22 protein-coding genes are annotated in these 25,895 nt (G+C 72.7%); 12 read left to right on the forward strand and 10 right to left on the reverse strand.

The annotated features are described in order from the left end of the window. Window positions 1-58: 58 nt before the first annotated feature. Window positions 59-1,066: an ornithine carbamoyltransferase gene (gene argF / locus ACZ42A_RS28195; RefSeq protein ID WP_468530077.1), complete on the forward strand. Its 1,008-nt coding sequence runs from the start codon at window positions 59-61 to the stop codon at window positions 1,064-1,066. Between the two features lie 100 nt (window positions 1,067-1,166). Next, a complete protein-coding gene (locus ACZ42A_RS28200; RefSeq protein WP_468530078.1) occupies window positions 1,167-2,612 on the forward strand; it encodes an amino acid permease in 1,446 nt (481 codons plus the stop codon). On the opposite strand, the gene ACZ42A_RS28205 is transcribed toward ACZ42A_RS28200, so the two are convergent. Further along, window positions 2,560-3,024, reverse strand: coding sequence for an ATP-binding protein (locus tag ACZ42A_RS28205; RefSeq protein WP_468530079.1), 465 nt, complete (start codon window positions 3,022-3,024; stop codon window positions 2,560-2,562). The two genes, ACZ42A_RS28200 and ACZ42A_RS28205, sit on opposite strands and share 53 nt — an antisense overlap. A gap of 302 nt (window positions 3,025-3,326) precedes the next feature. Here ACZ42A_RS28205 and ACZ42A_RS28210 point away from each other — a divergent pair, with 302 nt between their 5' ends. Next, complete coding sequence (locus ACZ42A_RS28210) at window positions 3,327-4,154, forward strand: enoyl-CoA hydratase family protein (RefSeq protein ID WP_468530080.1); 828 nt, start codon at window positions 3,327-3,329, stop codon at window positions 4,152-4,154. A 2-nt stretch (window positions 4,155-4,156) separates the two neighbouring features. Next, window positions 4,157-6,502 carry a bifunctional salicylyl-CoA 5-hydroxylase/oxidoreductase gene (locus ACZ42A_RS28215; protein ID WP_468530081.1) on the forward strand — a complete coding sequence of 782 codons (2,346 nt, stop codon included), beginning with the start codon at window positions 4,157-4,159 and terminating at the stop codon, window positions 6,500-6,502. Between the two features lie 9 nt (window positions 6,503-6,511). On the opposite strand, the gene ACZ42A_RS28220 is transcribed toward ACZ42A_RS28215, so the two are convergent. Both ACZ42A_RS28220 and ACZ42A_RS28225 read right to left on the reverse strand, forming a co-directional pair. After that, complete coding sequence (locus tag ACZ42A_RS28220) at window positions 6,512-7,333, reverse strand: PaaX family transcriptional regulator (RefSeq protein ID WP_468530082.1); 822 nt, start codon at window positions 7,331-7,333, stop codon at window positions 6,512-6,514. 25 nt (window positions 7,334-7,358) lie between these two features. Beyond that, on the reverse strand, window positions 7,359-8,969 hold the full coding sequence (locus ACZ42A_RS28225; protein ID WP_468530083.1) for an AMP-binding protein: 1,611 nt from the start codon (window positions 8,967-8,969) through the stop codon (window positions 7,359-7,361). 149 nt (window positions 8,970-9,118) lie between these two features. Here ACZ42A_RS28225 and ACZ42A_RS28230 point away from each other — a divergent pair, with 149 nt between their 5' ends. The 3 genes from ACZ42A_RS28230 to ACZ42A_RS28240 all read left to right on the forward strand — a co-directional run bounded on the left by ACZ42A_RS28230 (window position 9,119) and on the right by ACZ42A_RS28240 (window position 11,476). After that, window positions 9,119-10,501 (forward strand): acyl-CoA dehydrogenase family protein, encoded by a 1,383-nt coding sequence (locus ACZ42A_RS28230; protein WP_468530084.1) that lies wholly within the window; start codon window positions 9,119-9,121, stop codon window positions 10,499-10,501. Beyond that, entirely contained in the window at window positions 10,498-10,896 is a 399-nt protein-coding gene (locus ACZ42A_RS28235; protein ID WP_468530085.1) for a RidA family protein, read from the forward strand. The genes ACZ42A_RS28230 and ACZ42A_RS28235 overlap by 4 nt, the downstream gene beginning before the upstream one ends. A gap of 136 nt (window positions 10,897-11,032) precedes the next feature. Then, window positions 11,033-11,476, forward strand: a complete 444-nt coding sequence (locus tag ACZ42A_RS28240) for a DUF6299 family protein (protein ID WP_468530086.1) — start codon at window positions 11,033-11,035, stop codon at window positions 11,474-11,476. A 15-nt stretch (window positions 11,477-11,491) separates the two neighbouring features. Here ACZ42A_RS28240 and ACZ42A_RS28245 read toward each other — a convergent pair whose 3' ends face one another. From ACZ42A_RS28245 to ACZ42A_RS28265, 5 genes are read right to left on the reverse strand one after another with little or no spacing between them, the layout of a single operon-like run. Beyond that, window positions 11,492-12,883, reverse strand: coding sequence for an MATE family efflux transporter (locus ACZ42A_RS28245; RefSeq protein WP_468530087.1), 1,392 nt, complete (start codon window positions 12,881-12,883; stop codon window positions 11,492-11,494). Between the two features lie 35 nt (window positions 12,884-12,918). Then, window positions 12,919-13,947, reverse strand: a complete 1,029-nt coding sequence (locus tag ACZ42A_RS28250; RefSeq protein ID WP_468530109.1) for a cysteine synthase family protein — start codon at window positions 13,945-13,947, stop codon at window positions 12,919-12,921. A gap of 48 nt (window positions 13,948-13,995) precedes the next feature. Beyond that, entirely contained in the window at window positions 13,996-15,357 is a 1,362-nt protein-coding gene (locus ACZ42A_RS28255) for an alanine racemase (RefSeq protein ID WP_468530088.1), read from the reverse strand. After that, entirely contained in the window at window positions 15,348-16,346 is a 999-nt protein-coding gene (locus tag ACZ42A_RS28260; protein WP_468530089.1) for an ornithine cyclodeaminase family protein, read from the reverse strand. Before ACZ42A_RS28260 ends, ACZ42A_RS28255 begins: the two co-directional genes overlap by 10 nt. After that, window positions 16,343-17,335, reverse strand: a complete 993-nt coding sequence (locus ACZ42A_RS28265) for a TauD/TfdA family dioxygenase (RefSeq protein WP_468530090.1) — start codon at window positions 17,333-17,335, stop codon at window positions 16,343-16,345. Before ACZ42A_RS28265 ends, ACZ42A_RS28260 begins: the two co-directional genes overlap by 4 nt. Before the next feature lie 319 nt (window positions 17,336-17,654). On the opposite strand from ACZ42A_RS28265, the gene ACZ42A_RS28270 reads away from it, so the two are divergent. From ACZ42A_RS28270 to ACZ42A_RS28285, 4 genes are read left to right on the forward strand one after another with little or no spacing between them, the layout of a single operon-like run. Then, entirely contained in the window at window positions 17,655-19,169 is a 1,515-nt protein-coding gene (locus ACZ42A_RS28270; RefSeq protein WP_468530091.1) for an ABC transporter substrate-binding protein, read from the forward strand. Beyond that, window positions 19,154-20,161, forward strand: coding sequence for an ABC transporter permease (locus ACZ42A_RS28275; protein WP_468530092.1), 1,008 nt, complete (start codon window positions 19,154-19,156; stop codon window positions 20,159-20,161). Before ACZ42A_RS28270 ends, ACZ42A_RS28275 begins: the two co-directional genes overlap by 16 nt. Next, a complete protein-coding gene (locus ACZ42A_RS28280; protein WP_468530093.1) occupies window positions 20,158-20,970 on the forward strand; it encodes an ABC transporter permease in 813 nt (270 codons plus the stop codon). Before ACZ42A_RS28275 ends, ACZ42A_RS28280 begins: the two co-directional genes overlap by 4 nt. Next, window positions 20,967-22,508, forward strand: a complete 1,542-nt coding sequence (locus ACZ42A_RS28285; protein ID WP_468530094.1) for an ABC transporter ATP-binding protein — start codon at window positions 20,967-20,969, stop codon at window positions 22,506-22,508. The genes ACZ42A_RS28280 and ACZ42A_RS28285 overlap by 4 nt, the downstream gene beginning before the upstream one ends. Before the next feature lie 15 nt (window positions 22,509-22,523). Here the strand turns inward: ACZ42A_RS28285 and ACZ42A_RS28290 are convergent, their stop codons facing one another. Then, on the reverse strand, window positions 22,524-23,939 hold the full coding sequence (locus tag ACZ42A_RS28290; RefSeq protein ID WP_468530095.1) for a peptidoglycan recognition protein family protein: 1,416 nt from the start codon (window positions 23,937-23,939) through the stop codon (window positions 22,524-22,526). 65 nt (window positions 23,940-24,004) lie between these two features. After that, window positions 24,005-24,481 carry a hypothetical protein gene (locus ACZ42A_RS28295; protein WP_468530096.1) on the reverse strand — a complete coding sequence of 159 codons (477 nt, stop codon included), beginning with the start codon at window positions 24,479-24,481 and terminating at the stop codon, window positions 24,005-24,007. A gap of 247 nt (window positions 24,482-24,728) precedes the next feature. Here ACZ42A_RS28295 and ACZ42A_RS28300 point away from each other — a divergent pair. Next, window positions 24,729-25,895 (forward strand): DNRLRE domain-containing protein (locus ACZ42A_RS28300; RefSeq protein WP_468530097.1); only part of this gene is annotated, 1,167 nt, incomplete at its 3' end.

A 25,895-nucleotide genomic window follows, 5' to 3' on the forward strand; every position in this document is an offset into this window, starting at 1 on the left:
GGAGTCGTATAGACTTCCAGTCGTCCCTGCCGTCGTCCCCCGTATCTGGAGCGCCCCCATGGCGACAGTCCCGACCGCCCTCGCCGGCCGTCACTTCCTCAAGGAGCTCGACTTCACCGAGCAGGAGTTCCTCGGGCTGATCGAGCTGGCCGCCGAGCTGAAGGCCGCGAAGAAGGCCGGGACCGAGACCCAGTACCTGCGCGGCAGGAACATCGCGCTCATCTTCGAGAAGACCTCCACCCGCACCCGGTGCGCCTTCGAGGTCGCCGCCGCCGACCAGGGCGCCCACACCACCTACCTGGACCCCTCCGGCTCGCAGATGGGGCACAAGGAGTCCGTGAAGGACACCGCCCGCGTCCTCGGCCGGATGTTCGACGCCATCGAGTACCGGGGCGACAGCCAGGCCGGCGTCGAGGAGCTGGCGGCGCACGCGGGCGTGCCCGTCTACAACGGCCTCACCGACGACTGGCACCCCACCCAGATGCTCGCCGACGTGCTCACCATGACCGAGCACGCCGGCAAGCCGGTCAAGGAGATCGCCTTCGCCTACCTCGGCGACGCCCGCTTCAACATGGGCAACTCCTACCTGGTCACCGGCGCCCTGCTCGGCATGGACGTCCGGATCGTCGCCCCGAAGTCCTACTGGCCCGCCCAGGAGATCGTCGACCGGGCCCGCGAGCTCGCCGAGACGAGCGGCGCCCGCGTCACCCTCACCGAGTCGGTCGAGGAGGGCGTGCGCGGCGCCGACTTCGTCGCCACCGACGTCTGGGTCTCCATGGGCGAGCCCAAGGCGGTCTGGGACGAGCGGATCGCCGCCCTCGCCCCCTACGCGGTGACGATGGACGTGCTGCGCGCCACCGGCAACCCGGACGTGAAGTTCCTGCACTGCCTGCCCGCCTTCCACGACCTGGGCACCAAGGTCGGCCGGGAGATCCACGAGACCCACGGCCTGGAGTCCCTGGAGGTCACCGACGAGGTCTTCGAGTCGGCCCACTCGGTCGTCTTCGACGAGGCGGAGAACCGGCTGCACACCATCAAGGCCGTACTCGTCGCCACTCTTGCCTAACCAGGCCTTATGCTGTCCGGCGGCCCGGAGCCACCCCTTCCGGAGCCGCCGCGCGCCCCCACCCGGGGCACTTCCGTCCCCAGAAACGAGCACCACCCGCATGCCCCGCATCAAATCCCCCGCCCTCCTGGTGGCCGAATCCGGCGCCGACCGCGAGGGTCACGGCCTCCGTCGCACGATGGGCCTCTTCCAGCTGATCTGCTTCGGCGTCGGCGCGATCGTCGGCACCGGCATCTTCGTCGGCCTTTCCGACTCGGTCGCCCAGGCCGGCCCGGCCGTCGTCGTCTCCTTCGTGCTCGCCGCGATCACCTGCGTGTTCACCGCGTTCGCCTTCGCCGAGCTGGGCGGCGCGATCCCGGTCTCCGGCTCCTCGTACTCCTTCGCCTACGCCGGACTCGGCGAGACCACCGCCTTCCTGGTCGGCTGGTGCCTGCTGCTGGAGTACGGCGTCTCGGTGTCCGCGGTCGCGGTCGGCTGGAGCCAGTACGTCAACGAGCTCCTCGACAGCCTGATCGGCGTCCAGCTGCCCGCCGCGCTCTCCGCGAGCCCCGGTGACGGCGGTGTCGTCAACCTCCCGGCCGTCCTGGTCATCGCCATGGCCGCCGTCCTGCTGGTGCGGGGTGTGCGCGAGAGTGCCCGCGCGACTGCCGCCATGGCCGTGCTCAAGCTGGCCATCCTCGTCGCCTTCTGCGCGATCGGCTTCAGCGCCTTCCAGGACGGCAACCTGATGCCGTTCGCGCCCGCCGGAATCGCCGGCATCGGCGCGGGCACCACCGCCGCCTTCTTCTCGTACATCGGCTTCGACGCGATCACCACCGCCGGCGAGGAGGCGAAGAACCCCCGCCGGGACGTCCCGATCGCCATCCTCGTCTGCATCGGCCTGGTCACCCTGCTGTACTGCGCGGTCGCGCTCGCCGCGACCGGCGCCCTCGGCGGCGACGCGGTCGGCGGTCAGCCCGCCGCGCTCTCCCACGTCGTCGACGAGGTCACCGGCTCCGGCGTCGGCGGCGGCATCATCGCCTTCGGCGCGGTCGTCGCCATCGCCTCGGTGGTGCTCGCCGTGATGTACGGCCAGAGCCGCATCCTGATGTCGATGGCCCGGGACGGGCTGGTCCCGCGGGTCTTCGAGAAGGTCTCGCCGCGCACCGCCACGCCGGTCGCCGGCACGCTGATCATCGCGGTCGTCTTCGCCGTCCCGGCGGCCTTCTCCTCGCTGGACGCCGTGGTCAACCTGTGCACCATCGGCACGCTCGCCGTCATGGCCGCCGTCAACGTCGCCGTGATCGCGCTGCGCCGCCGCGAGCCGGACCTGCCCCGCACCTTCAAGGTGCCGCTGTACCCGGTGCTGCCGCTGCTCGGCGTCGGCTTCTGCCTGTACCTGATGTACGAGACCGGCTGGACGACCTGGCTCCAGTTCGCCGTGTTCCTCGCCGTCGGACTGCTGGTCTACCTCGGCTACGGCCGCCGCAGGTCGCGGCTGGCGCGGGCCCGGGTCACGCCGGACGCGGACGCCACTGACGCTGACGCGGTACCGCAGCCAGTCTGAACCACACCGCCTTGCCGGACTCGGTGGGGCGGTGACCGCACGCCGAGCTGAGGGCGCGGATCAGCAGCAGTCCGCGCCCGCCCTCCTGCCAGAGGTCGGGCTCGCTGTCGGCCGCGTGGGCGAGATCGCCGGGCGGCGCCGGGTCCGGGTCGTGCACCTCGACCTTGCAGCCGGTCGGCAGCAGCTCCACCACCAGCTCTATCGGGGCGTCCCCGGAGGTGTGCTCCACGGCGTTGGCCACCAGCTCCGCCGTCAGCAGCTCGGCGGTGTCGGTGTCGCTGCTGTGCTCCAGCTCGGACAGGGCGGTACGGACCAGTGCGCGGGCCACGGGCACGGCCGCCGTGGAGTGCGGCAGCGCGATGCGCCAGGAGGCGGGGGCTGAGAGGCGTTCGTGCAAGGCGAGTCCGTTCATGGCGCAGGGTTCCCGCGGTCGGGCACAGGCTGTCCTGCTTTCAACTTCAGCAATGGTACGGGGCCGCCCGGAAGAGTCCTCCGACGGGCACCGTCCGGGACTTTCGGCCCCGGCACCGGGCGGCCTACCCACGGCAACGGCCCGCCGCGCGCGATCACGCCCGGTGTTACCGGCCTGTCGACAACCGCACGACAATCGGTCACACCGTTACGGATACCCGCTGTATCGCGCACTCATGACGACAGTCACATATGAGTGATAACTTCGTAGGGCAACCTCTCACCGAGGAGGGCCGCCCCCGCATGAGTCCCTTCACCGGCTCCGCCGCCCGCACCCCTCACTGGCAGCACCTGCGCGTCGACCTCGCCGACGGCGTCGCCACCGTCACCCTCGCCCGCCCCGAGAAACTCAACGCGCTCACCTTCGGCGCCTACGCCGACCTGCGCGACCTGCTCGCCGAACTGTCCCGGGAACGGGCCGTGCGCGCGCTGGTGCTCGCGGGGGAGGGGCGCGGTTTCTGCTCCGGCGGCGACGTCGACGAGATCATCGGCGCCACGCTCGCCATGGACACCGCCCAGCTGCTCGACTTCAACCGGATGACCGGCCAGGTGGTGCGGGCCATCCGCGAGTGTCCCTTCCCGGTGATCGCGGCGGTGCACGGCGTCGCGGCGGGCGCCGGCGCGGTCCTCGCCCTGGCCGCCGACTTCCGCGTCGCCGACCCCACCGCCCGCTTCGCCTTCCTCTTCACCCGGGTCGGTCTCTCCGGCGGCGACATGGGCGCGGCCTACCTCCTGCCCCGCGTGGTCGGCCTCGGCCACGCCACCCGCCTCCTGATGCTCGGCGAGCCGGTCCGGGCGACGGAGGCCGAACGCATCGGCCTGATCAGCGAACTGGCCGAGGACGGCGGTGCGGACGAGGCCGCCCACTCCCTGGCCCGCCGCCTGGCGGAGGGCCCGGCCCTGGCATACGCCCAGACCAAGGCGCTCCTGACAGCGGAACTGGACATGCCCCTCGCGGCATCGGTGGAACTGGACGCCTCGACCCAGGCCCTCCTGATGAATGGCGAGGACTACAAAGAGTTCCACGCGGCGTTCACAGAAAAGCGCCCTCCCAAATGGAGCGGACGGTAAGGATGCCCACCTCAGGGGCGCGGGGAACTGCGCGACCAGCCACAGACGGCCCGCACTCGCCGAACACGACGAACCACCCCCTACGCATCGCGATCATCGGAGGAGGCCCCGGCGGCCTCTACTCCGCCGCCCTCCTCAAACGCCTCGACCCGCGGCGCGAGATCACCGTCTGGGAACGCAACGCCCCCGACGACACTTTCGGCTTCGGCGTCGTCCTCTCCGACGAAACCCTGGGCGGCATCGAACACGCCGACCCTGCCGTCTACGACGAACTCCGCCGCCACTTCGTTCGCTGGGACGACATCGACATCGTCCACCGCAATATCCACCACACCGCCGGAGGCCACGGCTTCGCCGCCCTCGGCAGAAAGCGTCTCCTGGAGATCCTGCACGAGCGCTGCCACGCCCTCGGCGTGGACCTGCGCTTCGATTCCGAGGCGCCGTACCCGGCCTGGCTCACGGAGACCCACGACCTGGTCATCGCCGCCGACGGAGCGGGCAGCACCACCCGCGAGGCCTACGCCCACGTCTTCCGCCCCCAGGTGACCGCCCACCGCTGCCGCTACATCTGGCTGGCCGCCGACTTCGCCTTCGACGCGTTCCGTTTCGAGATCGCGGAGACCGAGCACGGCGTGATGCAGCTGCACGGCTATCCCTACGCGCCCGACGCCTCCACGGTGATCGTCGAGATGCGCGAGGAGGTCTGGCGGGCCGCCGGCTTCGACGTCCTCGACGAGCAGGAGTCCGTCGAGCGCTGCGCCAAGATCTTCGCGGACGCCCTGCGCGGCCGCCCGCTGAAGTCCAACAAGTCGGCCTGGACGACGTTCCGCACGGTCGTCAACGAGCGCTGGTCCGCCGGCAACGTGGTCCTCCTCGGCGACGCCGCCCACACCGCGCACTTCTCCATCGGCTCCGGCACGAAACTCGCGGTCGAGGACGCCCTCGCCCTGGCGGCCTGCCTGGAGGAACAGCCCTCTCTGGAACGGGCGTTGGCGGCCTACGAGGAGGAGCGCAAACCGGTCGTCGCCTCCACCCAGCGCGCGGCCCGTGCCAGCCTGGAGTGGTTCGAGAACGTGCGGCTCTACCGCGACCAGCCGCCCCGCCAGTTCGCCTTCAACCTGCTCACCCGCAGCCGCCGGGTCACCCACGACAATCTGCGGCTGCGCGACGCCCACTTCACCGAGGCCGTGGAGCGCGAGTTCGGCTGTCCGCCCGGTACGCCGCCGATGTTCACCCCGTTCCGGCTGCGCGGACTGACCCTGCGCAATCGGGTCGTCGTCTCGCCCATGGACATGTACTCGGCGGCCGACGGCGTCCCCGGCGACTTCCACCTGGTCCATCTGGGCGCGCGGGCGCTCGGCGGCGCCGGGCTGGTCATGACGGAGATGGTGTGCGTCAGCGAGGAGGGCCGGATCACCCCCGGCTGCGCCGGCCTCTACACCGGCAGGCAGGCCGAGGCCTGGCGGCGGATCACCGACTTCGTGCACCGGCAGGCACCCGGCACCGCGATCGGCGTCCAGCTCGGCCACTCCGGGCGCAAGGGCTCGACCAAGGTGATGTGGGAGGGCATGGACGAGCCGCTGCCCGACGGCAACTGGCCGCTGGTGGCCGCCTCCCCGCTGCCGTACAAGCCCGGCAGCCAGACCCCGCGGCAGCTCTCCCGCGCCCAGCTCACGGACCTGCGCGAGCAGTTCACCGCCGCCGCCTGGCGGGCCGCCCGCGCCGGGTTCGACCTGCTCGAACTGCACTGCGCGCACGGCTATCTGCTCTCCGGTTTCCTCTCCCCGCTCACCAACCACCGCACCGACGCCTACGGCGGCTCGCTGGAGAAACGGCTCCGCTTCCCGCTGGAGGTCTTCGACGCCGTCCGCGCCGTATGGCCCGAGGAGCGGCCGATGACCGTCCGGATCTCCGCCACCGACTGGGCGGAGGGCGGCACCACCGCCGAGGACGCCGTCGAGATCGCCCGTGCGTTCGCCGCGCACGGCGCCGACGCGATCGACGTGTCGACGGGGCAGGTGGTGGCCGACGAGCGGCCGGAGTTCGGGCGCTCGTACCAGACGCCGTTCGCCGACCGCGTCCGGCACGAGGCCCGCGTCCCGGTGATCGCCGTCGGCGCCATCTCCTCCTGGGACGACGTCAACTCCCTCATCCTGGCCGGGCGCACCGATCTGTGCGCGTTGGCCCGCCCGCATCTCTACGACCCGCACTGGACGTTGCACGCCGCCGCCGAGCAGGGCTACGACGGTCCGGGCGCCGTCTGGCCGGACCCGTACCGCGCGGGCAGCAGGCCCCCGCGCACGGGGCGTACGGACGCGCCCAAACCCCGCCTCACGCTGGGGAGTTGAGGAGGCCGGTCAGTCGACGGGGACGCCCGCGAACACCGCTCCCGCGTCCCGCAGCCGTTCGTGCAGCCCCCGGAACACGGCCGCCGAGCGAACCCCCGGCCAGTCCTGCGGCAGCAGCCGCGCGGGCAGCCCGGGGTCGGCGTACGGCAGATGGCGCCAGGAGTCCAGCGCCAGGAGGTAGTCGCGGTAGGCCTCCTCGGGCGGGGTGTCCGACCGCTGCTCCCAGTCGTGCAGCACGCGCGCGTGCCGGTCGAGGAACGCCTCGTGCTGCTTGGCGATCGAGGCCAGGTCCCACCAGCGGGCCACCGCCTCGGCGGTCGGCGCGAAGCCCAGGTGCTCGCCGCGGAAGAAGTCGACGTACGACTCCAGGCGCAGCCGCTGGAGGGTGTGCCGGGTCTCCTCGTAGAGCCGGGCCGGGGCGATCCACACGCCGGGCGCGGCCGTGCCGAAGCCGAGCCCGGCCAGCCGGGAGCGCAGCACGTGCCGCTTCTGGCGTTCGGTCTCCGGGACGGAGAACACGGCGAGCACCCAGCCCTCTTCCTCCGGCGGTGCGGTGGCGTAGATCCGCCGGTCGCCGTCGTCGAGCAGCTGGCGGGCGTCCGGGGAGAGCGCGTAGCCGGCGGCGCCCTGCTCGGTGCGGGCTGGCACGAGCAGGCCGCGCCGTTTGAGCCGGGAGACCGACGAGCGCACCGAGGGCGCGTCCACGCCGACGGCGGCCAGCAGCCGGATCAGCTCGGCGACGGGCACCGGGCCGGGGAGGAAGCGGCCGTACGCCCCGTAGAGCGTGACGATGAGAGAACGGGGAGCGTGCTGGTCGGACACGTTGATCATTTTAAGTCGTGTCGGGTGGTGCGGATCACTGCTGGTCAGCTTCGGTCCGTAGGCGGAACCTCTGAAGCTTTCCGGTCGCGGTGCGCGGCAGCGCGTCCAGGAAGACGATCTCGCGCGGGCACTTGTACGGCGCCAGCTCGCTCCTGACGAACGCGCGCAGCTCCCCGGCGTCCTTCGGGGCGCCCTCCTTGACGACGACGTACGCCACCACGGCCGCCCCGCGCGCCTCGTCGGGCCGGCCCACGACCGCCGCCTCGACCACGTCCGGATGGCGCAGCAGCGCGTCCTCGACCTCGGGGCCCGCGATGTTGTACCCGGCGGAGATGATCATGTCGTCGGCGCGGGCGACGTACCGGAAGTAGCCGTCGGGCTCGCGGACATAGGTGTCACCGGTGACGTTCCAGCCGCCGCGGACGTAGTCCGACTGCCGCGGGTCGGCCAGATAGCGGCAGCCGACCGGCCCGCGCACGGCCAGCAGACCGGGCTCCCCGTCGGGCACCGGCTCGCCGTTCTCGTCCTGCACGCGCGCGTGCCAGCCGGGCACCGGCACCCCGGTCGTGCCGGGCCGGATGTGCTCGTCGGCGGCCGAGATGAAGATGTGCAGCAGCTCGGTGGCGCCGATGCCGTTGATGATCCGCAGGCCGGTGCGGTCGTGCCAGGCGTGCCAGGTGGCCGCGGGCAGGTTCTCGCCCGCGGAGACACAGCGGCGCAGCGAGGTCAGGTCGTGCCCGTCCAGCTCGGCGAGCATCGCCCGGTACGCGGTCGGCGCGGTGAACAGCACCGACACCCGGTGCTCGGCGATCGCGGGCAACAGCTGCCGGGGGCCGGCCTGTTCGAGGAGCAGCGCGCTGGCGCCCGCCCGCAGCGGGAAGACGACGAGGCCGCCGAGGCCGAAGGTGAAGCCGAGCGGCGGGCTGCCCGCGAAGACGTCGTCCGGGTGCGGCTTCAGGACGTGCCGGGCGAAGGTGTCGGCGATGGCCAGCACATCCCGGTGGAAGTGCATGCACCCTTTCGGGCGGCCGGTGGTGCCGGAGGTGAAGGCGATCAGCGCCACGTCGTCGGCCGCGGTGTCGACGGCCTCGTACGGCGTCGCGGACGTCGGACGGTTCAGCAGGTCGTCCGGGGCGTCACCGCCGTACGTGGTGATCCGCAGGTCCGGTATCTCGGCCTTGGCGAGGTCGTCGACCGCGCGGATGTCGCACAGCGCGTGCCGCACCCGGGCGATCTCGCACATCGTGGCCAGCTCGTGCGGACGCTGCTGGGCCAGCACGGTGACGGCGACCCCGCCCGCCTTCAGCACCGCCAGCCAGCACGCGGCGAGCCAGGGCGTGGTCGGGCCGCGCAGCAGCACCCGGTTGCCGGGGACGATGCCCAGGTCGCCGGTGAGGAGGTGGGCGAGGCGGTCGACGCGGGTGCGCAGGTCGCCGTACGTCCAGGCGGGGCCGCCGGGGGTGTGGAAGACGGGGCGGTCGTCCGGGGGGCCGTCGAGCAGTGCGGCGGCGCAGTTGAGCCGTTCGGGGTGCTGGAGCTCCGGCAGGTCGAAGCGGAGGTCGGGCCACTGGTCGGGCGGCGGGAGGTGGTCGCGCGCGAAGGTGTCGACGTGGGCCGAGCGGATCGGGCGGTACGGGCGGTCCATGGCGGTTCGCCCCCTTGCCTGGTGGGCGTCGGGTGGGGTCGGGAACGCGGTCGCGGTCGCACCTGGAGCGTATCGTCTTGGTGACGGCAGTCAACGGGGCGCGATACCGTTCGGGTGAGGCGTCAGGCCTTCGAGAGGGAGGACCGCACGTGCCCGCATTCTCACTCGACCCGGACCGCACCGCCTGGTGTGCCGAACTGCGCGCCCTCGCCGCCGAGCGGCTGCGCCCGCTCGCCGAGAAGGGCGAGCCGGGCCACGTCAACCGCCCCCTCGTCGCCGAGCTGGGCCGTCTCGGCCTGCTCGACCGGCTGTTCACCTCCGGTGCGCTCGATCTGTGCCTGATGCGCGAGTCCCTCGCCCGGATCTGCACCGAGGCCGAGACCGCCCTCGCCCTCCAGGGCCTCGGCGCCCACCCCGTCCACGCCCACGGCACCCCCGCCCAGCGCGCCCGCTGGCTCCCCGCGGTCCGCGAGGGCACCGCGATCGCCGCCTTCGCCCTGACGGAACCGGGGGCCGGTTCGGACGCGGCGGCGCTCTCCCTGGCGGCCGAGCGGGAGGTGACGGCGCCAGGACTGGCGGGGGTCCCGTCCGCCGCCGGGCAGCCGGCCGGGGAACCCACCCGTGCGGACACGGACACGGACACGGACGCGGAAAGCGGTGCCGGGGGCCGTACGGGCGCGCGCGCCGGGGCGGGCCGGTTCGCCGACGGCCCCGGCGACCTCCCGATCCCCGCTCCACCCCTCAGCGCCCCCGCACCGGAACCCCTCGCCGCCGCCCCCGACGGCTCCGCCCGCTGGCGGCTCACCGGTGGCAAGTGCTGGATCTCCAACGCGCCCGAGGCCGACTTCTACACCGTCTTCGCGCGGACGACCCCCGGCGCGGGCGCCCGTGGCGTCACCGCGTTCCTGGTGCCCGCCGACCGGCCCGGACTGACCGGTACCGCGCTCGACATGCTCTCCCCGCACCCCATCGGCGCCCTCGACTTCGACGCCGTGCCGGTCACCGCCGACGACGTCCTCGGCGAGCCCGACCGGGGCTTCCGGGTCGCCATGGGCACCCTCAACCTGTTCCGGCCCAGCGTCGGCGCCTTCGCCGTCGGGATGGCGCAGGCCGCCCTCGACGCCACCGTCGGCCACACCGCACGCCGGCAGGCCTTCGGCGGCCCCCTCAGCGCCCAGCAGACCGTCGCCCACCAGGTCGCCGAGATGGCCCTGAGGATCGAGGCGGCCCGGCTGATGGTGTACGCGGCGGCGACGGCGTACGACACGGGCGCCCCGGATGTGCCCCGGCGCGCGGCGATGGCGAAGCTGCTGGCCACCGAGACCGCGCAGTACGTCGTCGACCGCGCGGTCCAGCTGCACGGGGCCCGTGCGCTGCGCCGCGGCCATCTGCTCGAACACCTCTACCGCGAGGTGCGGGCACCCCGCATCTATGAGGGCGCGAGCGAGATCCAGCGCGGGATCATCGCCAAGGAGCTGTACAAGGAGCCGCAGGAAGAGCCGCACCAAGAGCCGTACCGGGAGGCCCCGTGACCGCCGAGCGCGTCAACCCGTCCGACCTCTCCCCGCCGACGGGCTTCTCGCACGCCGTCGTCGCCACCGGCTCCCGGCTGGTCTTCCTGGCCGGCCAGACCGCCCTCGACACCGACGGCAAGATCACCGGCGAGGACCTGCCCGAGCAGTTCGCGCGGGCGCTGGACAACCTGCTGACGGCGCTGCGCGCGGCCGGTGGCACCCCGGCCGACCTCGCCCGCGTCACCGTCTACGCCACCGACGTCGCCGACTACCGCGCCCACGCCGCCGAACTCGGCCGGATCTGGCGCCGGTCGGCGGGCCGCGACTACCCGGCGATGGCGGTCGTCGAGGTCGTCCGGCTGTGGGACGAGCGGGCGCTGGTGGAACTGGACGGATTCGCCGTCCTGCCGTGACGGGCGCACCCTTTGGGATCCGGGGCGCCGAACGGCCGCGACGACCAGGGGAGACGCGCCACCGAAAGAGTGACGATCACACCGGCGGACCCGGCCGCCCGGTACCAGTGGAAGCCCCACGACAGGAGGTTTCCCCATGGCCCTTCGCCCGTTCCTCGGCGCCGCCGCGGTCGCCGTGGCCCTCGCCACCGGTGTCGCCGCGACGCCCGCGACCGCCGACCCGTCCGAGACGGTCACCGTCGATCCGGTGGGACGGATCGCCGCCGACGGCACCGTCACCCTCTCCGGCACCTACCGCTGCACCGGCGGCAGCGGCCCGATGTTCGTCAGCGCCTCCCTCGTGCGGTCCGCCCAGGGCACGACGGTGCGGCACGGCCTCGGCAGCACCCGCGCGGTGTGCGACGGCACGGTGCGCCCCTGGTCGAGCACCGGCCGGACGCTGGACAACACGCTCGCGGCGGGCCCCGCCCGGGCCGAGGCGAACCTGGTGGAGCTGACCACGGGCAGCGGTCTGGTGCCGTTGGTGCCCCGCTTCCACGCGGCGTCGCCGGAGCAGGACATCACGCTGGTCGCGTCCTGACCGGACGCCCCCGGCTCACACGGCCGCCGGAGCCGACGCCGTGCTCAGGCGGCCGATGCCCTGCCCGAACCGGCGCAGCAGCAGCACCGCCGTGGTGGCGAGGCCGGTGAGCAGGCCGAGCCAGATGCCGAAGGTGTCCAGGCCCGCCACGAAGCCCAGCAGCGCGGCGGCGGGCAGGCCGACCAGCCAGTAGCCGACCAGCGTGACCCGGAAGCCGCCCTTGGTGTCGTCCAGTCCGCGCAGCAGCCCCACCCCGATGTTCTGGGCGCAGTCGAAGAACTGGAGCACCGCCGCCACCAGCAGCAGCTGGGCCGCGATGTCCACCGCCCTCGCCTCCCCGGACTCGAAGAACGGGGCCAGCACCAGCTTCGGCACGGTCACGTAGACGACTCCGACCACCGCCATCACCGCCGCCGCGCACGCCAGCGCGGTCCGCTGCAACCGCTGTGCCGCCGTCGTGTTGCCCAGGGCGAGTTCGCGGCTGACGCCGAGGGACGCGGCGTGCGAGAGGCCGACGGCGATCTGGAACACGATGTACACCATCTGGTTGACGGCCGTGTGCGCGGCCAGCGCGGCCGTGCCGAAGCTGCCCACCAGCAGCGCGACGACGGAGAAGAACCCCGCCTCCGAGCCGTAGGTGGCGGCGATCGGCGTGCCGAGCGCGGTCAGCCGGCGCAGGGTCGCCGGGCGGGTCTTCCAGACGCTCAGCGAGAGCAGCGGCGCCAGCTGCGGATCGCGCTTGGCGGAGGCGTACAGAGCCAGGAACGACAGCGCGTACACCGAGGTGGTGGCCAGGCCGATGCCGGGCAGGCCCAGCTTCGGGAAGAACCAACTGCCGTGGATGAACACCCAGTTGAGGCCCGCGTTCACGGCGATCGAGGCGATCGTGATGCGCAGCAGCGCCTGCGGGCGGCGCATGCCGACGGTGAACTGCCGGATCGCCTGGAACCACAGACAGGGCAGCAGCCCCGGCGCCATCGCGTACAGCACCGGCTTCGCCGCGTCGACCACATCCGGGTCCTGGCCGAGCCAGACCACGGCGTGCCCGATGAGCACCATCAGCACGGCCCCGGCCAGCCCGGCCAGGGTGGACAGCAGCAGGCTGGCCCGGACCAGGTCCCGGACGTCCTCCCGGGCCGCCTCGGAGTCGGCCTTCTCGCCGCGCGCGTCGGCGGCGGCGACCTGGTTGCCGACGGCGGTGACCAGGCCGACGCCCATGGTGCGCAGCTGGTTGAAGATCACCATCGCGAGACCGCCGGCCGCCAGCGCCTCGGTGCGGATCAGGCCCATCATGACGGTGTCGGTGGTGGTCAGCGCCACCTGGGCGAGCTGGGTGAGCGCGAGCGGCACGGCCAGCGTGGCCAGGGCGCGGCTGTCGGTGAGGAGACGGGTGAGGGCGGGTGGCATCGGATCTACGCGAACTTCCTCTAGGCGTGGGGGAGTCAGGCGTGGCGGAGTTTGGCCAGCAGCGCGTCGACCTCGCGTTCGGCGTCGGGGTCGAGGAGATCGCGCGCGGCCATCCAGTCGTCGTCGAACACCGTGTCCAGGTACTTCTCCCCGCCGTCGTTGACGAGCGCGACCATAGTCGTTCCCGGCGGCAGTGAGGAGAGCCGGGTCAGTGCCTCGTACACCACTCCGCCCGCCGAGCCGCCGATCAGCAGTCCGGTGCGGCGGGCGACGGCCCGGCAGGTGGCGAACGCCTCGACGTCGCCGACCTTCACGCCCTCGTCGAGCAGGTCGTAGTCGACCATCGCGCCGATGGTGGCGCCCTCGGGGGTGCCGGTGCCGGACTGGTAGTAGTCGTGCGCGGGCGGCCCGAAGGCGATCGATCCCTTCGGCTCGACGCCGACGATCCGTACCCCGGGCACGGTCCTGCGCAGTTCGCCGCCGGTCCCGAACAGCCCGCCGCCGGTGCCGACGGCTCCGATCAATATGTCGATACGGCCGTCCAGGGCCGCGTGCAGCTCATGGGCGACGGGGCGGTAACCGTCGCCGTTCGCCGGGTTGTTGTGCTGCTCGGTGAAGTAGGCGTTGTCCGTCTCGGCGGCCAGCCTCTCCGCGTACTCCTCGCGGGCGGCGGTGGCCAGTTCCTCGTCGCCCTCCTCGGCGACGTAGACCAGCTCCGCGCCGAGCGCCTTCATCGCGCGCAGCTTGTCGGCGGCGGCGTGGTGGTCGACGACGGCGGTGAAGGTGTAGCCGCGCTCGGCGGCGACCACGGCGAGGCCGAGGCCGGTGTTCCCGGAGGTGGACTCGACGATCCGGCCGCCGGGCCGCAGCAGCCCGCGCTCCTCGGCGTCGAGCACCATCTGCCGGGCCATGCGTATCTTGGCGGTGCCGGTGGGGTTGAACTGCTCCAGTTTCAGCAGCAGCCGGGTGTCGTCCTGGGTGCGGCACAGCTCGAACAGTGGGGTGGCGCCGATGAGTTCGGAGACCCGGCGGACGATCGGCGGGCGGCCCAAGGCGTGATCCAGGGCCTGTTCCAGGGCGAGATCCAGGGCGTGGTCCATGGTGTGAACTCCCTACGGGTGGCGGTCGAGACGCCAGCGGGGACGGGCGGCGGGATCGGCGGAGGGCTCGATGACGACCTTGGGCGGCAGCGGCAGTTCGTGGAAGGGCGACTCGTTGGAGTCCATCTGGTACCCGGCGGTATTGAGGTAGACCAGCAGGTCGCCGACGGCCGGCCGGTGCGGGAAGGGCACCCGGCGCCAGGTGAGCATGTCGGACTCCAGGCAGGTGGCGGCGCCGACACAGGCCTCGTACGTGCCCTCGGGGGACGGTGCGCGCGGCACCAGCACCGGATCCGGCAGGAACTCGCTCTCGAACCACTGCTCGGACAGGCTGAGGCTGCTGCCGTCCACGGTGAGGATCGCGTAGCCGTCGCGCTCCTTCACGCCCTGGACCCGGAAGACCGTGCACCCGGCCTGGTCCAGCAGCGCCCGGCCCGGCTCCACGAGCAGCGTCACCCCGGCCGCGCGCAGCAGCTCGGCCAGCGGGTCGGCCTCACCGGCGGGCACCGCCGCGAGGATCGCGCGCAGCGCGTCGGCCCCGGCGACGGGGGAGTGGTACGGGTAGAAGCCGCCGGAGAAGGTCTTGCGCGCGTGGTAGTGCTCGGGCCGCTGCTCCTCGGCGAACCGGCGCCAGTCGTCGCCGTCGGCGTAGCCCACCGGGAAGCCGCCGCCGATGCTGATCCGGTCGGCGCGCAGCCCGAGCGTGCGGGCGTGCCGGCACAGCCGGACCAGTTCTCCGGCGAGGTCGGCGCGCGCCGGGATGTCGTAGCCGGACAGATGGAAGCTGAAGCCCTCGAGCTCCAGCGGCCCGTCGGCGCACCGGCGCAGCGCGGCCTCCAGCTCCTCCGCGTCCAGCCCGAACCGGCTGTGCGGCTGGGCGGGCGGCAGCCGCCGCAGCAACACCCGTGCCGTGCGGCCCAGTTCGGAAGCCGCGGCGGCGATCCGGTCCAGCTCGTCGAGGGCGTCCACGGCGACGAGCGCGCCCTGGAGCACGGCGACCCGCAGCAGGGCGTCCGCCTTGGCCGGCCCGGTCACCACCACGTCGGGTCCGGGCACCCCGGCGGCGAGCGTCTCGCGCAGCTCGCCCGCGCTGGCCACGTCGACGCCGAGGCCGAGCACGCCGGCGCGTTCGGACCACAGCGCGGCCTTGTTGGCCTTCTTGGCGTAGTAGACCCGCCCGTCGACGCCCGCGTCGGCGAACGCCTGCCGGAAGGCCGCCGCGTTGGCGTCGAAGGGGCCGGGGAACAGTACGTGGTACGGCCCGCCGAGGCCATGGCTCAGCTCGTGCAGCAGCGGCCCGGCGGCGAGCAGTTCCCGCGTCTCCCGCGCCTGACGGGCGGGCAGCGAGGGCACGGGGGGAGCGGTCACCGCCACAGCGGCACCGCCGTGCCCAGGCCCTGGGCGAGGGCCAGTTCGGCGAACCGGTGGCCGAGCGCGATGTCGGTGACGACCAGTCCGCTGTTGTAGGCGAAGATCCGCTGCCCCGGATCGGTCCGTCCGGCCGCCCGCCCGGCCAGCACCTCGGGGAACTCGGCGTCGACTTCCCGGAGTTCACCGTCGGCGTCGGCCATGTCGGTGCCGGTGACCTTCATCTGCGCGGCGCTGGTGGCGATCACCCGGTCGGCGCGGTGCAGGGTGGAGGGCGCGATGCCGTAGCCGACGAGCACGGACAGCGCGGCGGGCCTGAGCCAGTCGGCGTCCACGGAGGCGGGGGTGTTGGGGCCCGCGGTGGCCAGGACGATGTCGGAGTCCTCGGCGGCGGCCCGCAGGTCGGACACGACCTCCAGTTCCCGGTCCGGGAAGTGCGCGTGCAGCTGCTCGCGCACCGCGCGTATGCCGTCGGGGTGGGTGCCGAACACCCGCAGCCGCTCCAGCTGCGGCATGGTCGTGAGCAGGAACGGCAGGGCCAGCCGCCCCTGGGTGCCGGTGCCGATGACCAGCGCGCTGCGGCTGCCGGGCGCGGCCAGTTCGCGGGCGAGCAGCGCGGAGACCGCCGGGGTGCGCAGGGCGCCGACGCGGCCGCAGTCCAGCATCGCGACCGGCAGTCCGGTGGTGTCGTCGTAGAGGGTGAGGGTCGTGTAGTAGTGCTGCTTGTCGCGGTCCTCGTGCAGGCCGTACTTGTACGACGTCTTGACGGCGACGACGCCGCGCTCCCCGTCCCGGCCGAGCATCGCGTACGCCACCGAGTGGCCGTCCTCCGGCTTGACGGTGAGCTTGCGGGGATTGTCGGAGCGGCCTGCGGCGAGGGTGCCGTACGCCTGCTCCACGACGGAGACGACGTCGGCGAGGGAGATCTCGATGCCGGCGACGTCGCTGGTGCTCAGGATGCGCAGGGTGGTGTCCGAAGCGTGGGTGGCGGTCATGCGTCGTATGCCTCCAGAACCTTCTGTCCGTAGCCGTGTTCGAAGCGTTCCGCCGCGGGGCGGGTCCGACGCCCCGGAACCCGCACGGAGGAACGTTTCAGCCAGCGGTCCGTGCCGTCGTAACGGGCCTTGAAGGGGACCCGGCCGTGCACCACGAGGTCGTTGTCCACGACCAGCACCTGGCCGGGCTCCAGGCTGACCGCCGTCGCGACCCGGGACAGCTCGTCCGTCAGCCGGGCGTAGGCGGCGCGGTGCTCCTCGCTCGCCCGCTCCAGCGGGGTGTAGGCCGGGTCGAAGCGCAGGGTCGGGCCGTCCGGCGACTGCCACAGCGTCGGCACGGGCTGCGGGTCCCCGGCGTAGCCCTGGGCCTCGGCGTAGGCGTCGTCGGGCAGGATCGGCAGCTCCGGGCGGCTCAGCAGCCGTGTGTCGTCGGCGGAGAGCCGGACGTGGCGCACGCTCGCGGCCGTGGTGGCCACCGCGTCCGGGTTGCGCATGCAGGAGAGCAGCAGCAGATGGGCGCGGCCGGGGTGGAAGGCGTCCTCGGTGTGCGGGCTGAGCAGCACCGTGCTGCTGGCGCCGGTCTGCTCCTCCTCGTGGCCGGGCGAGGGCACGATGTTGTGCACGAACCGGCCCTCCTGCTGGCCCTCCCAGGCGAGGGGCACGCCCATCACGGCGGAGAGCAGCAGCAGGACCGTGTCGTGGACCGCGCCCGCGTCGCCGGCGCTCGACCAGTGGGCGGGCGTGGGGCCGAGCGCCCCGTCGTCGATCTCCAGGCCGGTCAGCACGAAGAGTCCGTCGGGGGTGTCGACGGGGCGGCAGGCGTCGCGGATGCCGTCGCTCAACGCGGCCGCCGCCGCAGGGAGTTCGGCAAGCAGTTCCGGATCGGTGGGCGAACCGGGGAAGCGGTGGAGCAGGGACTCGGCGGCGGAGCGCAGTTCCGCCGCGTGGGCAGGTGAGAGCGAACGTACGGGCACAGCTCCCGTGAGCATGGTGAGTTGTCCGTTCCGGGGGTGGGGGCGTTTCCTGGCGCCGTCTCGTGGACAGCGCTTTCCGATGGTGAACGGGCTCTTGCAAAGGGCGCCCTGAGCGGGCTGTCACATTGCGTAGCCGCCCGGTGGCCGTCGAGAAACATAGCCAACACATAGGGTGAAGGCAAGGCTTACCTAAGTTTGTTCAATATCACTCCGTGCGCTCCTTGTGCGCCCCCTGTGAGGCAGGGTAGGCAAACCTCAGTAAGTGGACCCACCCGGTGAAATCGAGGACAACGTGGACCTGACGAGACGTCAACTGCTGTGGACGGGCGGTGCCATGACTACGGCCGCCCTGCTCAGCGCCTGTGGTGGCGGCAGTGACGACGACCCCGCCGGGTCCCCCGGCACCGGCGACGCCAAGCCCCGCCGCGGCGGCACCCTGAGGGTCGGCGCCCTCGGCCGCGCGGGCGCCATCACCCGCGACCCGCACGGCACCCAGGCCAACGAGAGCGACTACCTGATCCTCAGCCTCGTATACGACACCCTGACGGTGCCCGGCACCAAGCCGAATACCATGCCCCGGCTCGCCGCCAAGTGGCAGGCCTCCGACGATCTGAAGACCTGGCGATTCACACTCGCCAAGGGTGCCGTCTTCCACGACGGAACCCCCGTCACCGCCGAGGACGTCGTCTTCTCCCTGCGCCGGCTGCGCGGCACCCCCTCCGGCGCCTCCCGGCTCCCCGGCATCCAGGCGAAGAACATCACCGCCGACGGCGACGACACCGTCGTCCTGGTCTCCGACTACCCCAACGCCGAACTGCCCCAGCTCACCCGGCTCACCACCTTCGTCATACCCAAGGGCACCAGCGACAAGGACATAGCCAAGGCGCCCGGCACCGGCCCCTTCAAGCTGGAGTGGTTCCGCGGCGGCAACGCCCGCCTGGTGCGCAACGACAAGTGGTACGGCGGCGACATCCACCTCGACGCCATCGAGGTCAAGATCTTCGAGAGCCCGCAGGCGATGGCCAACGCCCTGCTCTCCGGCCAGCTCGACCTCGCCTCCAACGTCGGCGCCGTCGCCGCCCGCACCGCCGAGAGCCGCAAGGACATCCAGACCATCCGCCGGCCCAACGACATGGCGATGCCCATCGTCATGCGCGCCGCCGACGGCCCCTTCGCCGACGCCCGGGTCCGCGAGGCCCTGCGCCTCGCAGTCGACCGGGACGCGATGGTCAAGCAGGTGCTCTCCGGCTACGGCAGCGTCGCCAACGACATCCTCGGCACCGGCGACCCCGCCTACGCCAAGGACATCCCGCAGCGCGCCCGCGACCTCGCCCGCGCCAGGCAGCTGCTGAAGGAAGCCCGGTTCGACACCTCCAAGACGTACGAACTGCTCACCACCGAGGACATCTCCGGACTCGCCGAGTCCGCCACCCTCTTCGCCTCCCAGGTCCGCGAGGCCGGCGTCAAGGTCAAGGTGGTCAAGCAGGAGTCCGCCGTCTTCTGGGAGAAGACCTGGCTCAAGGGCGACCTCTACACCACCTACTGGGGCACCAACGACTCCGTCGTCTTCTTCGCCAGCAAGACCATGATCTCCGACAGCGGACAGAACGAGGCCGGCTGGAAGGACGAGGAGTTCGACGCCGCCTACGAGAAGGCCATGGGCACCGCCGACGCCACCGCGCGCGCCCAGCAGCTCAAGGACCTCCAGCGGATCGAGCACGAGCGCTCCGGCTATCTGCTGTGGGGCATGGCCGACGGCATCGACCTCGCCGTACCCGCCGTCCAGGGGCTGCCCAAGCTGCCCGGCTACGGACGCGTCCAGCTCGAGCGGGCATGGCTGGCCCGTTGACGACCGACCTCGCCGCGCCGCCCGGGAAGACCGGGCCGGCGCGGCACCTCGCCCTGTCCGCGCTCACCCGCACCGGCGCCCTGCTGCTCAAACGCGCCGCCCTGCTCGCCCTCCTGCTCGCCCTGGTCTTCTGCACCGTCGAGCTGCTGCCCGGCGACGCCGCCAACGCCACCTCCGAGCGCGGCGAGACCGCCGCCGACATCGAGCGCCGCCGGGAACTCCTCGGCCTCGACCGGCCGGTCCTCGAACGCTTCTGGGACTGGATGTCCGGCCTGCCCACCGGCGACCTCGGCACCTCCGCGCGCGGCGAGCCGGTCACCGAACTGCTCTCCACCGCGTTCCCCAACACCCTGCTGCTCGGCGGCATCGCCCTGCTGCTGACCGCCGTCCTCTCGATCGCCCTCGGCTGCTGGGCCGCGCTCCGGCCCGGCGGCCGCGCCGACCGGGCGGTGTCCGGCACGGCGACCGCCGTCCTCGCGCTGCCCGAGTTCGTGGTGGCCGTGGCGCTGGTCCTGGTGCTGTCGCTGTGGACCGGCTGGCTGCCCGCGGTCACCCTCACCGACGCCGACGGAACACCCGACTCCTGGACCATGCTCGTCCTGCCCGCCCTGGCCCTGACCATCCCGCAGACCGGCTGGAACGTCCGGATCGTGCGGGCCGCGCTCGCCGACGAGGCCCGCGCCCCGCACGTGGAGACCGCCGTCCTCGACGGCCTGCCGCCGCACCGGGTCCTCACCCACCACGTCCTGCCCGGCGCCCTGCCGACCATCGCGGCCGGCCTCGCCACCTCCACCGGCATGCTGCTCGGCGGCGCGGTGGTCGTGGAGACCATCTTCAACTACCCCGGCATCGGCTCCGTCCTGGCCTCCGCCGTCACCGACCGCGACAGCCCCGTGATCGCCGGGGTCACCGCGCTGGCCGGGGCGGTCATCACCGTCGTACTCCTCCTGGCCGACCTGGTCCGGGACCTGATGGCGGGAGGCCGCCGATGAGAACGATCCCCGGCTCCCTTCTCAGGGTCCTGCCCGCGCTGCTCCTCGTCGCCCTCGCCCTGTGCGGCCCCTGGCTCGCCCCGCACGCCATCGACACCCCGGTGACCGCCCCGTACGCCGAACCCGGCGCCGACGCCGTGCTCGGCGGCGACCAGCTCGGCCGGGACGTGCTCAGCCGGCTCCTCGCCGGAGGACGCGAACTGGTCGTGTCCTCGCTGCTGGTGGCCGTCCTCGTCACCGCCGTCGCCGCCGTCCTCGGCGCGGTCGGTGCGGTCCGGCCCGTCGTCGGACGGATCGTCGAACGCGTCGCGGACGTCCTGATGCTGCTGCCCGCCGTACTCGGCATCCTCCTGGTCACCCTCTCCTGGCCGGGCGGCGGCCGGCTCGCCGTGATCGCAGCCGCCGTCGCGCTCGGGGTGCCCTACGCGGTACGGCTCGCCGCGGGCGCCGCCGCTCCCGTCGCCGCCACCGGATACGTCGAGGCGGCCGCGGCAGGCGGCGAACGCCTCTGGTACCTGGTCTGGCGCGAAATCCTGCCGAACCTGCGCGCCACCCTGCTCGCCCTGTTCGGACTGCGCTTCGTCGCCGCCGTCTACCTCGTCGCCACGGCCGGATTCCTCCAGGTCGGACCCCAGCCCCCCGCCGCCGACTGGGCGTTGATGATCCGCGAGAACTCCGCCGGGATCCTCCTCAACCCCTGGGCCGTGGTCGCCCCCAGCGCCGCCATCGGCCTGCTCGCCCTCAGTGTCAACCTCGCCGCTGCGGCCCTCGCCCCGCAGACCGGCCGGAAGGCGGTGCCCGTCCTGTGAGCCACGATCCCGCCCGGTACCGAAAGCCCGCCGGACCGCCCACGGACGCACCGGTCGTCCAGGTCACCGGCCTGACCGTCACCGCCCCCGACGGCCGACTGCTGCTGGAGGACGCGGATCTCGCCCTGCGCCCCGGCCGGGTGACCGCACTCACCGGACCGTCCGGCTCCGGCAAGACCACCCTGCTGCGCGCGGTCACCGGACTGCTGCCGCCGGGCACCCGGCGCACCGCGGGCCGCGTCGACGTCCTCGGCCACGACGTGTTCGCCGTCTCCGAGAAGGAACTGCGCGCCCTGCGCAGCACACGCCTCGCCTACGTCGGCCAGGACCCCGGATCCGGCCTCAACCCGCGGATGCGGGTCCGCACCCTCGTCCGCGAACTCTCCGCCGACCGCGCCGCCGACACGGTGACCGCCCTGCTGTCCGAGGTCCGCCTCCCCGACGACGGCCGGCTGGCCGCCCGCCGCCCGGCCGCCCTCTCCGGCGGCCAGCAGCGCCGGGTCGCCCTCGCCCGCGCCCTGGCCCGCCGCCCCGACGTCCTCCTGCTGGACGAGCCCACCGCCGGACTGCACCCCGAACTCCGCGAGGAGATCGGCGACCTGCTGCGCCACCTGGCCGCCGAACACCGGCTGGCCGTCTGCCTGTCCTGCCACGACCCGGAGCTGGTCGCCCGGATCGCCGACGAGGTGGTGGAACTGGGCGGCCATCTGCCCGCACCCCGGCCCGCCACCCCGGCGGGGCGCACGACGCGGGAGAGCGAGGGCGTGCCCGTCCTGGAGGCCCGGGACCTCCGCGTCACCTTCGGCCGCCGCCGCGGCACCGCGCCCGCCCTCGACGGCGTCGGCCTGACCGTCGCCCCCGGCGGAGCCACCGGCATCGTCGGCGCGTCCGGCTCCGGCAAGACCACCCTGGTCCGGGCAATCGTGGGCCTCCAGCCGGTCACCTCCGGCAGCCTCCGCCTCGACGGCCGCCCGCTCAGCACCGGTCTGCGCGGCCGCGCCCGCGAACAGCGCCGCCGCATCCAGCTGGTGACCCAGAACCCGCTGGGCGCGCTCAACCCCAGCCGCACGATCGGCGCGGCGATCGGCCGCCCCCTGCGCCTGCACCGCCGCGCCACGCCCCCGGAGATACCGTCCCGGGTGGCCGACCTGCTCGAACAGGTCGGCCTGCCGCCCGCCTTCGCCGACCGCTACCCGCACGAACTCTCCGGCGGCCAGCGCCAGCGCGTCGCCATCGCCCGCGCCCTCGCCGCCGACCCGGACGTACTGATCTGCGACGAGGTCACCTCGGCGCTGGACTCCGCCACCGCCGAGGCGATCATGGACCTCCTCACCCGTCTCCGCGAGGACCACGGCACCGCCCTGGTGCTCATCAGCCACGACCTCCCCCTCATCGCGGACCGCACGGACACCGTCACGGTCCTCGAGGCGGGCCGGGTGGCCGAATCCGGCCCGACGGCCGAGGTGTTCGCGGCACCGTCACATCCGGCGACACGGGCCCTGCTGGCGACCGAACGGACCACCGGCCGCTCACGCTGACCCCGGCGTCGCCGGTTACCTGGCCGCGTACGGCGAAGCGGCGGCCTGGGTGCGGATGTCGGGCAGTCGGTCGTAGAGGCTCTGGCCCGGGCAGAGCGTGGCGTAGCCGTCGCGGTGGCCGGAGATGGTGTACAGGGTGGCCTTCTCGCCGGTCTTGTAGACGCCCGTGTCGCCGGCCGCGGTGAGCGTCACCCGGCCCTGCGGGTCGACGCCGTCCATGCCCAGCTTCCAGGCGGCGATGTCGGCGATGGCGGTCAGCGCGGCGGGGGTGGGGGTGCCGCCGTCCTCGTAGTTGCCGAGCAGGGAGACACCGGAGGAGACGCCGTTGAAGCCGTAGGTGTGGGCGCCCCGGACCCGCTTGTCGACGCCGCCGGCGCGGCCCTCGAAGACGGTGCCGCACTTGTCGACGAAGAAGTTGTAGCCGACGTCGTTCCAGCCGTTCGTCTGCACGTGGTAGACGAAGATGGCCCGGATGATGGCGGGGGAGTCGGCGCAGGTGTAGTCGTTCGTGCCCGCGGTGTGGTGGACGAAGACCGCCTCCACCTTGGAGATGTACTCCGGGGGGCTCTTCACGAGCGACTCGTCGGCGCCCCAGCCGGCGCGGCTGACGATGGGGGGCGTGGCGGGCTGGGCCGGGGTCGTCGTCTCAGGGGCTGTCGTCTCCGGAGCAGTGGTCTCTGGTGCCGTGGTCTCCGGGACCGTGGTCTCCGGGACCGTGGTGACGGGGGAGGCGGGGTCGGCCGGAGCCGACGTCCCAGGGGCCGTGGTGTCGGGTGTCGTGGTGTCGGGTGCCGTGGGGTCCGGTGTCGACGACTGGGGCGCGGTGGAGATGGTCTCGGCGGGGGCTGTCGTCGCAGTCGTCCTGCCGGGCTTTCCGGCGTGGCTGACCTTGCCCTTGCCCTGGGAGGTGGGGGTGGTGCCGGGGTCGATCAGGTCCAGACGCAGCCCCTCGGGTACGGCCGTCTGCTCGCCGTCGGCGAGGACGCGCGCCTCGACCGCGTCGGACGGGCCTGCCCACAGCGGCTCGGAGGCGCCGCGGGTGACGCGGGGGTTCGTCTCGTCCGTCTCCGGCGCCACCGTGTCGAAGTCGAGGTCACGCCAGTCGGACCACTCGCCCGTCTCAGCGCTGCGGGTGCGGATCTGCGCGGTGCCGTCGAAGCGCCGGGTGTGGTCCGACCAGGAGACGCCGATCAGCGAGAAGTCCCTGGTCTCGGTGCGCGGCAGGGTGCGCTTGGCCTTGCCGGTCCCGCCGAACGCCATGGTCTGCGCGCTCGCCGGGCGGGCGGTGTCGGCGGTGCCGGACCCCTCCTCGGAGGAGGCGACCGCGACCGTCGCCAGCCCGGCACCGCCGAGCACGGTCGCGCCGACGGCCAGCCAGGTGATGCGTGAACGGCCGAGCGTGCTGCGTGCGCGGGATCTTCTGGGGCTCATGGCCCTCCCTTTTCTTTCGCTGTTCTTTCGCTGCGGCCTGCGGTGGGGCGCCGGAAGGCGCGCGGTCAGCCCGTGGCCGAGGCGTCCGCCGGATCGGGGCTGGGACTGGGGCTGGGCAGGGTGCCGGTGCAGGTGGCGCGCCCGAAGCCGCCGCTGGCGGTGGCGCTCTGCATGTGCCGGCCCTGGACGGCGACGGCACAACGGGCCTGGCCGCCCTGCTCGCCGAGCACGATGCTGACGACGGGGCTGCGGCCGAGCGGTACGGGCACGGTCTTGCGCCAGGGCAGGTCGGCCGCCTTGACGACGGCGGCCTTTCCGGACTCGCTGCGCGCCTGGTAGGTGATGTCGGCGGTGCCGCTGCCGGTCACCTCGTAGGTGACCATGGCGGTGGGCACCTCGCGCTTCTTCTTTTCCTCGCCGGCCGGGGAGAGCACCCCGTACAGCACGAGTCCGCCGCACGCGGCGAGTACCACGGTGGCCGTGATCAGCCCCGCACGGTCCGGCCGGCCGACCACCGCGGATTTCGCGCTGTCGTCACCCATTGGTTTCCCCCTCGGCCGGTGAATTACTGGGTACTCAGCTCTCGGGTGCTGAGTCCGCGCGGGTTTATACCCCATGGCGTGAGCCTTTTTCCAGTGAGTGGATATAACGGACATCAATGAACGCCCGAATGGCCGATTTGAAGGGCCTGTCGCAGCAAGTGGCCGCAATGTCCAATCACTTGACTTCTCATCAGTTCCCTCACTAGACCACCGGCGATTTCGACGGTCATTCATGGAAAGGTTTGGCGTGAGTCCCAGATTGGGCAGGGTGCTGGCGTGCCTGGTGACGGCGGCGGTGACAAGTTCACTGCTTCCGCAGGCCGCTTATGCCGCGTCCGGTTCCGGTGGTGACGACGAGGGTTTCGTCGACAGCATCGCGGACTGGTTCGCGGACGACGACAAGGAACGGGCGAAGCCCGTCTCGCACGATGAGGCGGGTGTGGCCGATCGGCAGAAGCTGCCGAAGGGGAAGGTGGCGCCGAAGGCGAAGCGCGTCAAGGAGCTGACCGGCCGGCGTACGGCGAACACCCGGTTCTGGCAGTTGTCGGACGGGCGGGTGCAGGCCGAGGTGTCGGCCGTGCCGACCGCCTACCGGGCGGGCAAGGCGTGGCGGGACATCGACGCCCGGGTGGGGAAGTCCGGCCGGGACGGCTACCGGTACGCCAACACCACGAACGCGACGCGCAGCTGGTTCGGCGAGGAGGCCGACCGGCTGGTCCGGGTGGAGTCCGCCGACGGGCATGCGGTGACGCTGGGCCTTCAGGGTGTGAGGGGCTCGCTGGACGCGGTGGCGAAGGGTGACACGGTCACCTATCGGGACGCGGTGGCGGGTGCGGACCTGTCGTACGAGGTCGGTGCGGGCCGGGTGAAGGAGAACATCATCCTGGCCGACCGTCCGGACGGTCCGGTGAAGTTCACCTTCACGCTGGACACGGACGGGCTGACCCCGAGGGCCGCGAAGAATGGCTCCATAGCCTTCTACGGTGAGGGCACGCACCCGGTGCTGGTGATTCCGGCGCCGTTCATGGCGGATGCGAAGAAGGACGCCGAGTCTCCCTACGGCACCGCCTACAGCACCGCTGTCGAGCAGAAGCTGACCCGCGACGGCAAGGGCTGGAAGCTGACGGTCATCCCGGATGCGAAGTGGCTGGCCGCCCCGGAGCGGCAGTATCCGGTGACGATCGATCCGACGATCCAGATCGCTCCGACGCCGTCGACGGCGCAGGATGTGATGATCTCTTCGGACGGTCCGGGCTCGAACTACGACGCCAACTGGCGTCTGTCGGTGGGTAACACCTCCACGGGTGCTTCGCGTGCGTTGCTGAAGTTCCCGCTGACCGGTGTTCCGGCGGGTACGAAGCTGGATGCGGCCGAGCTGAAGCTGTACTACGACCAGACGCACACCGCCGGTGAC

It is taken from the genome of Streptomyces sp. NPDC030838, from assembly GCF_055572035.1.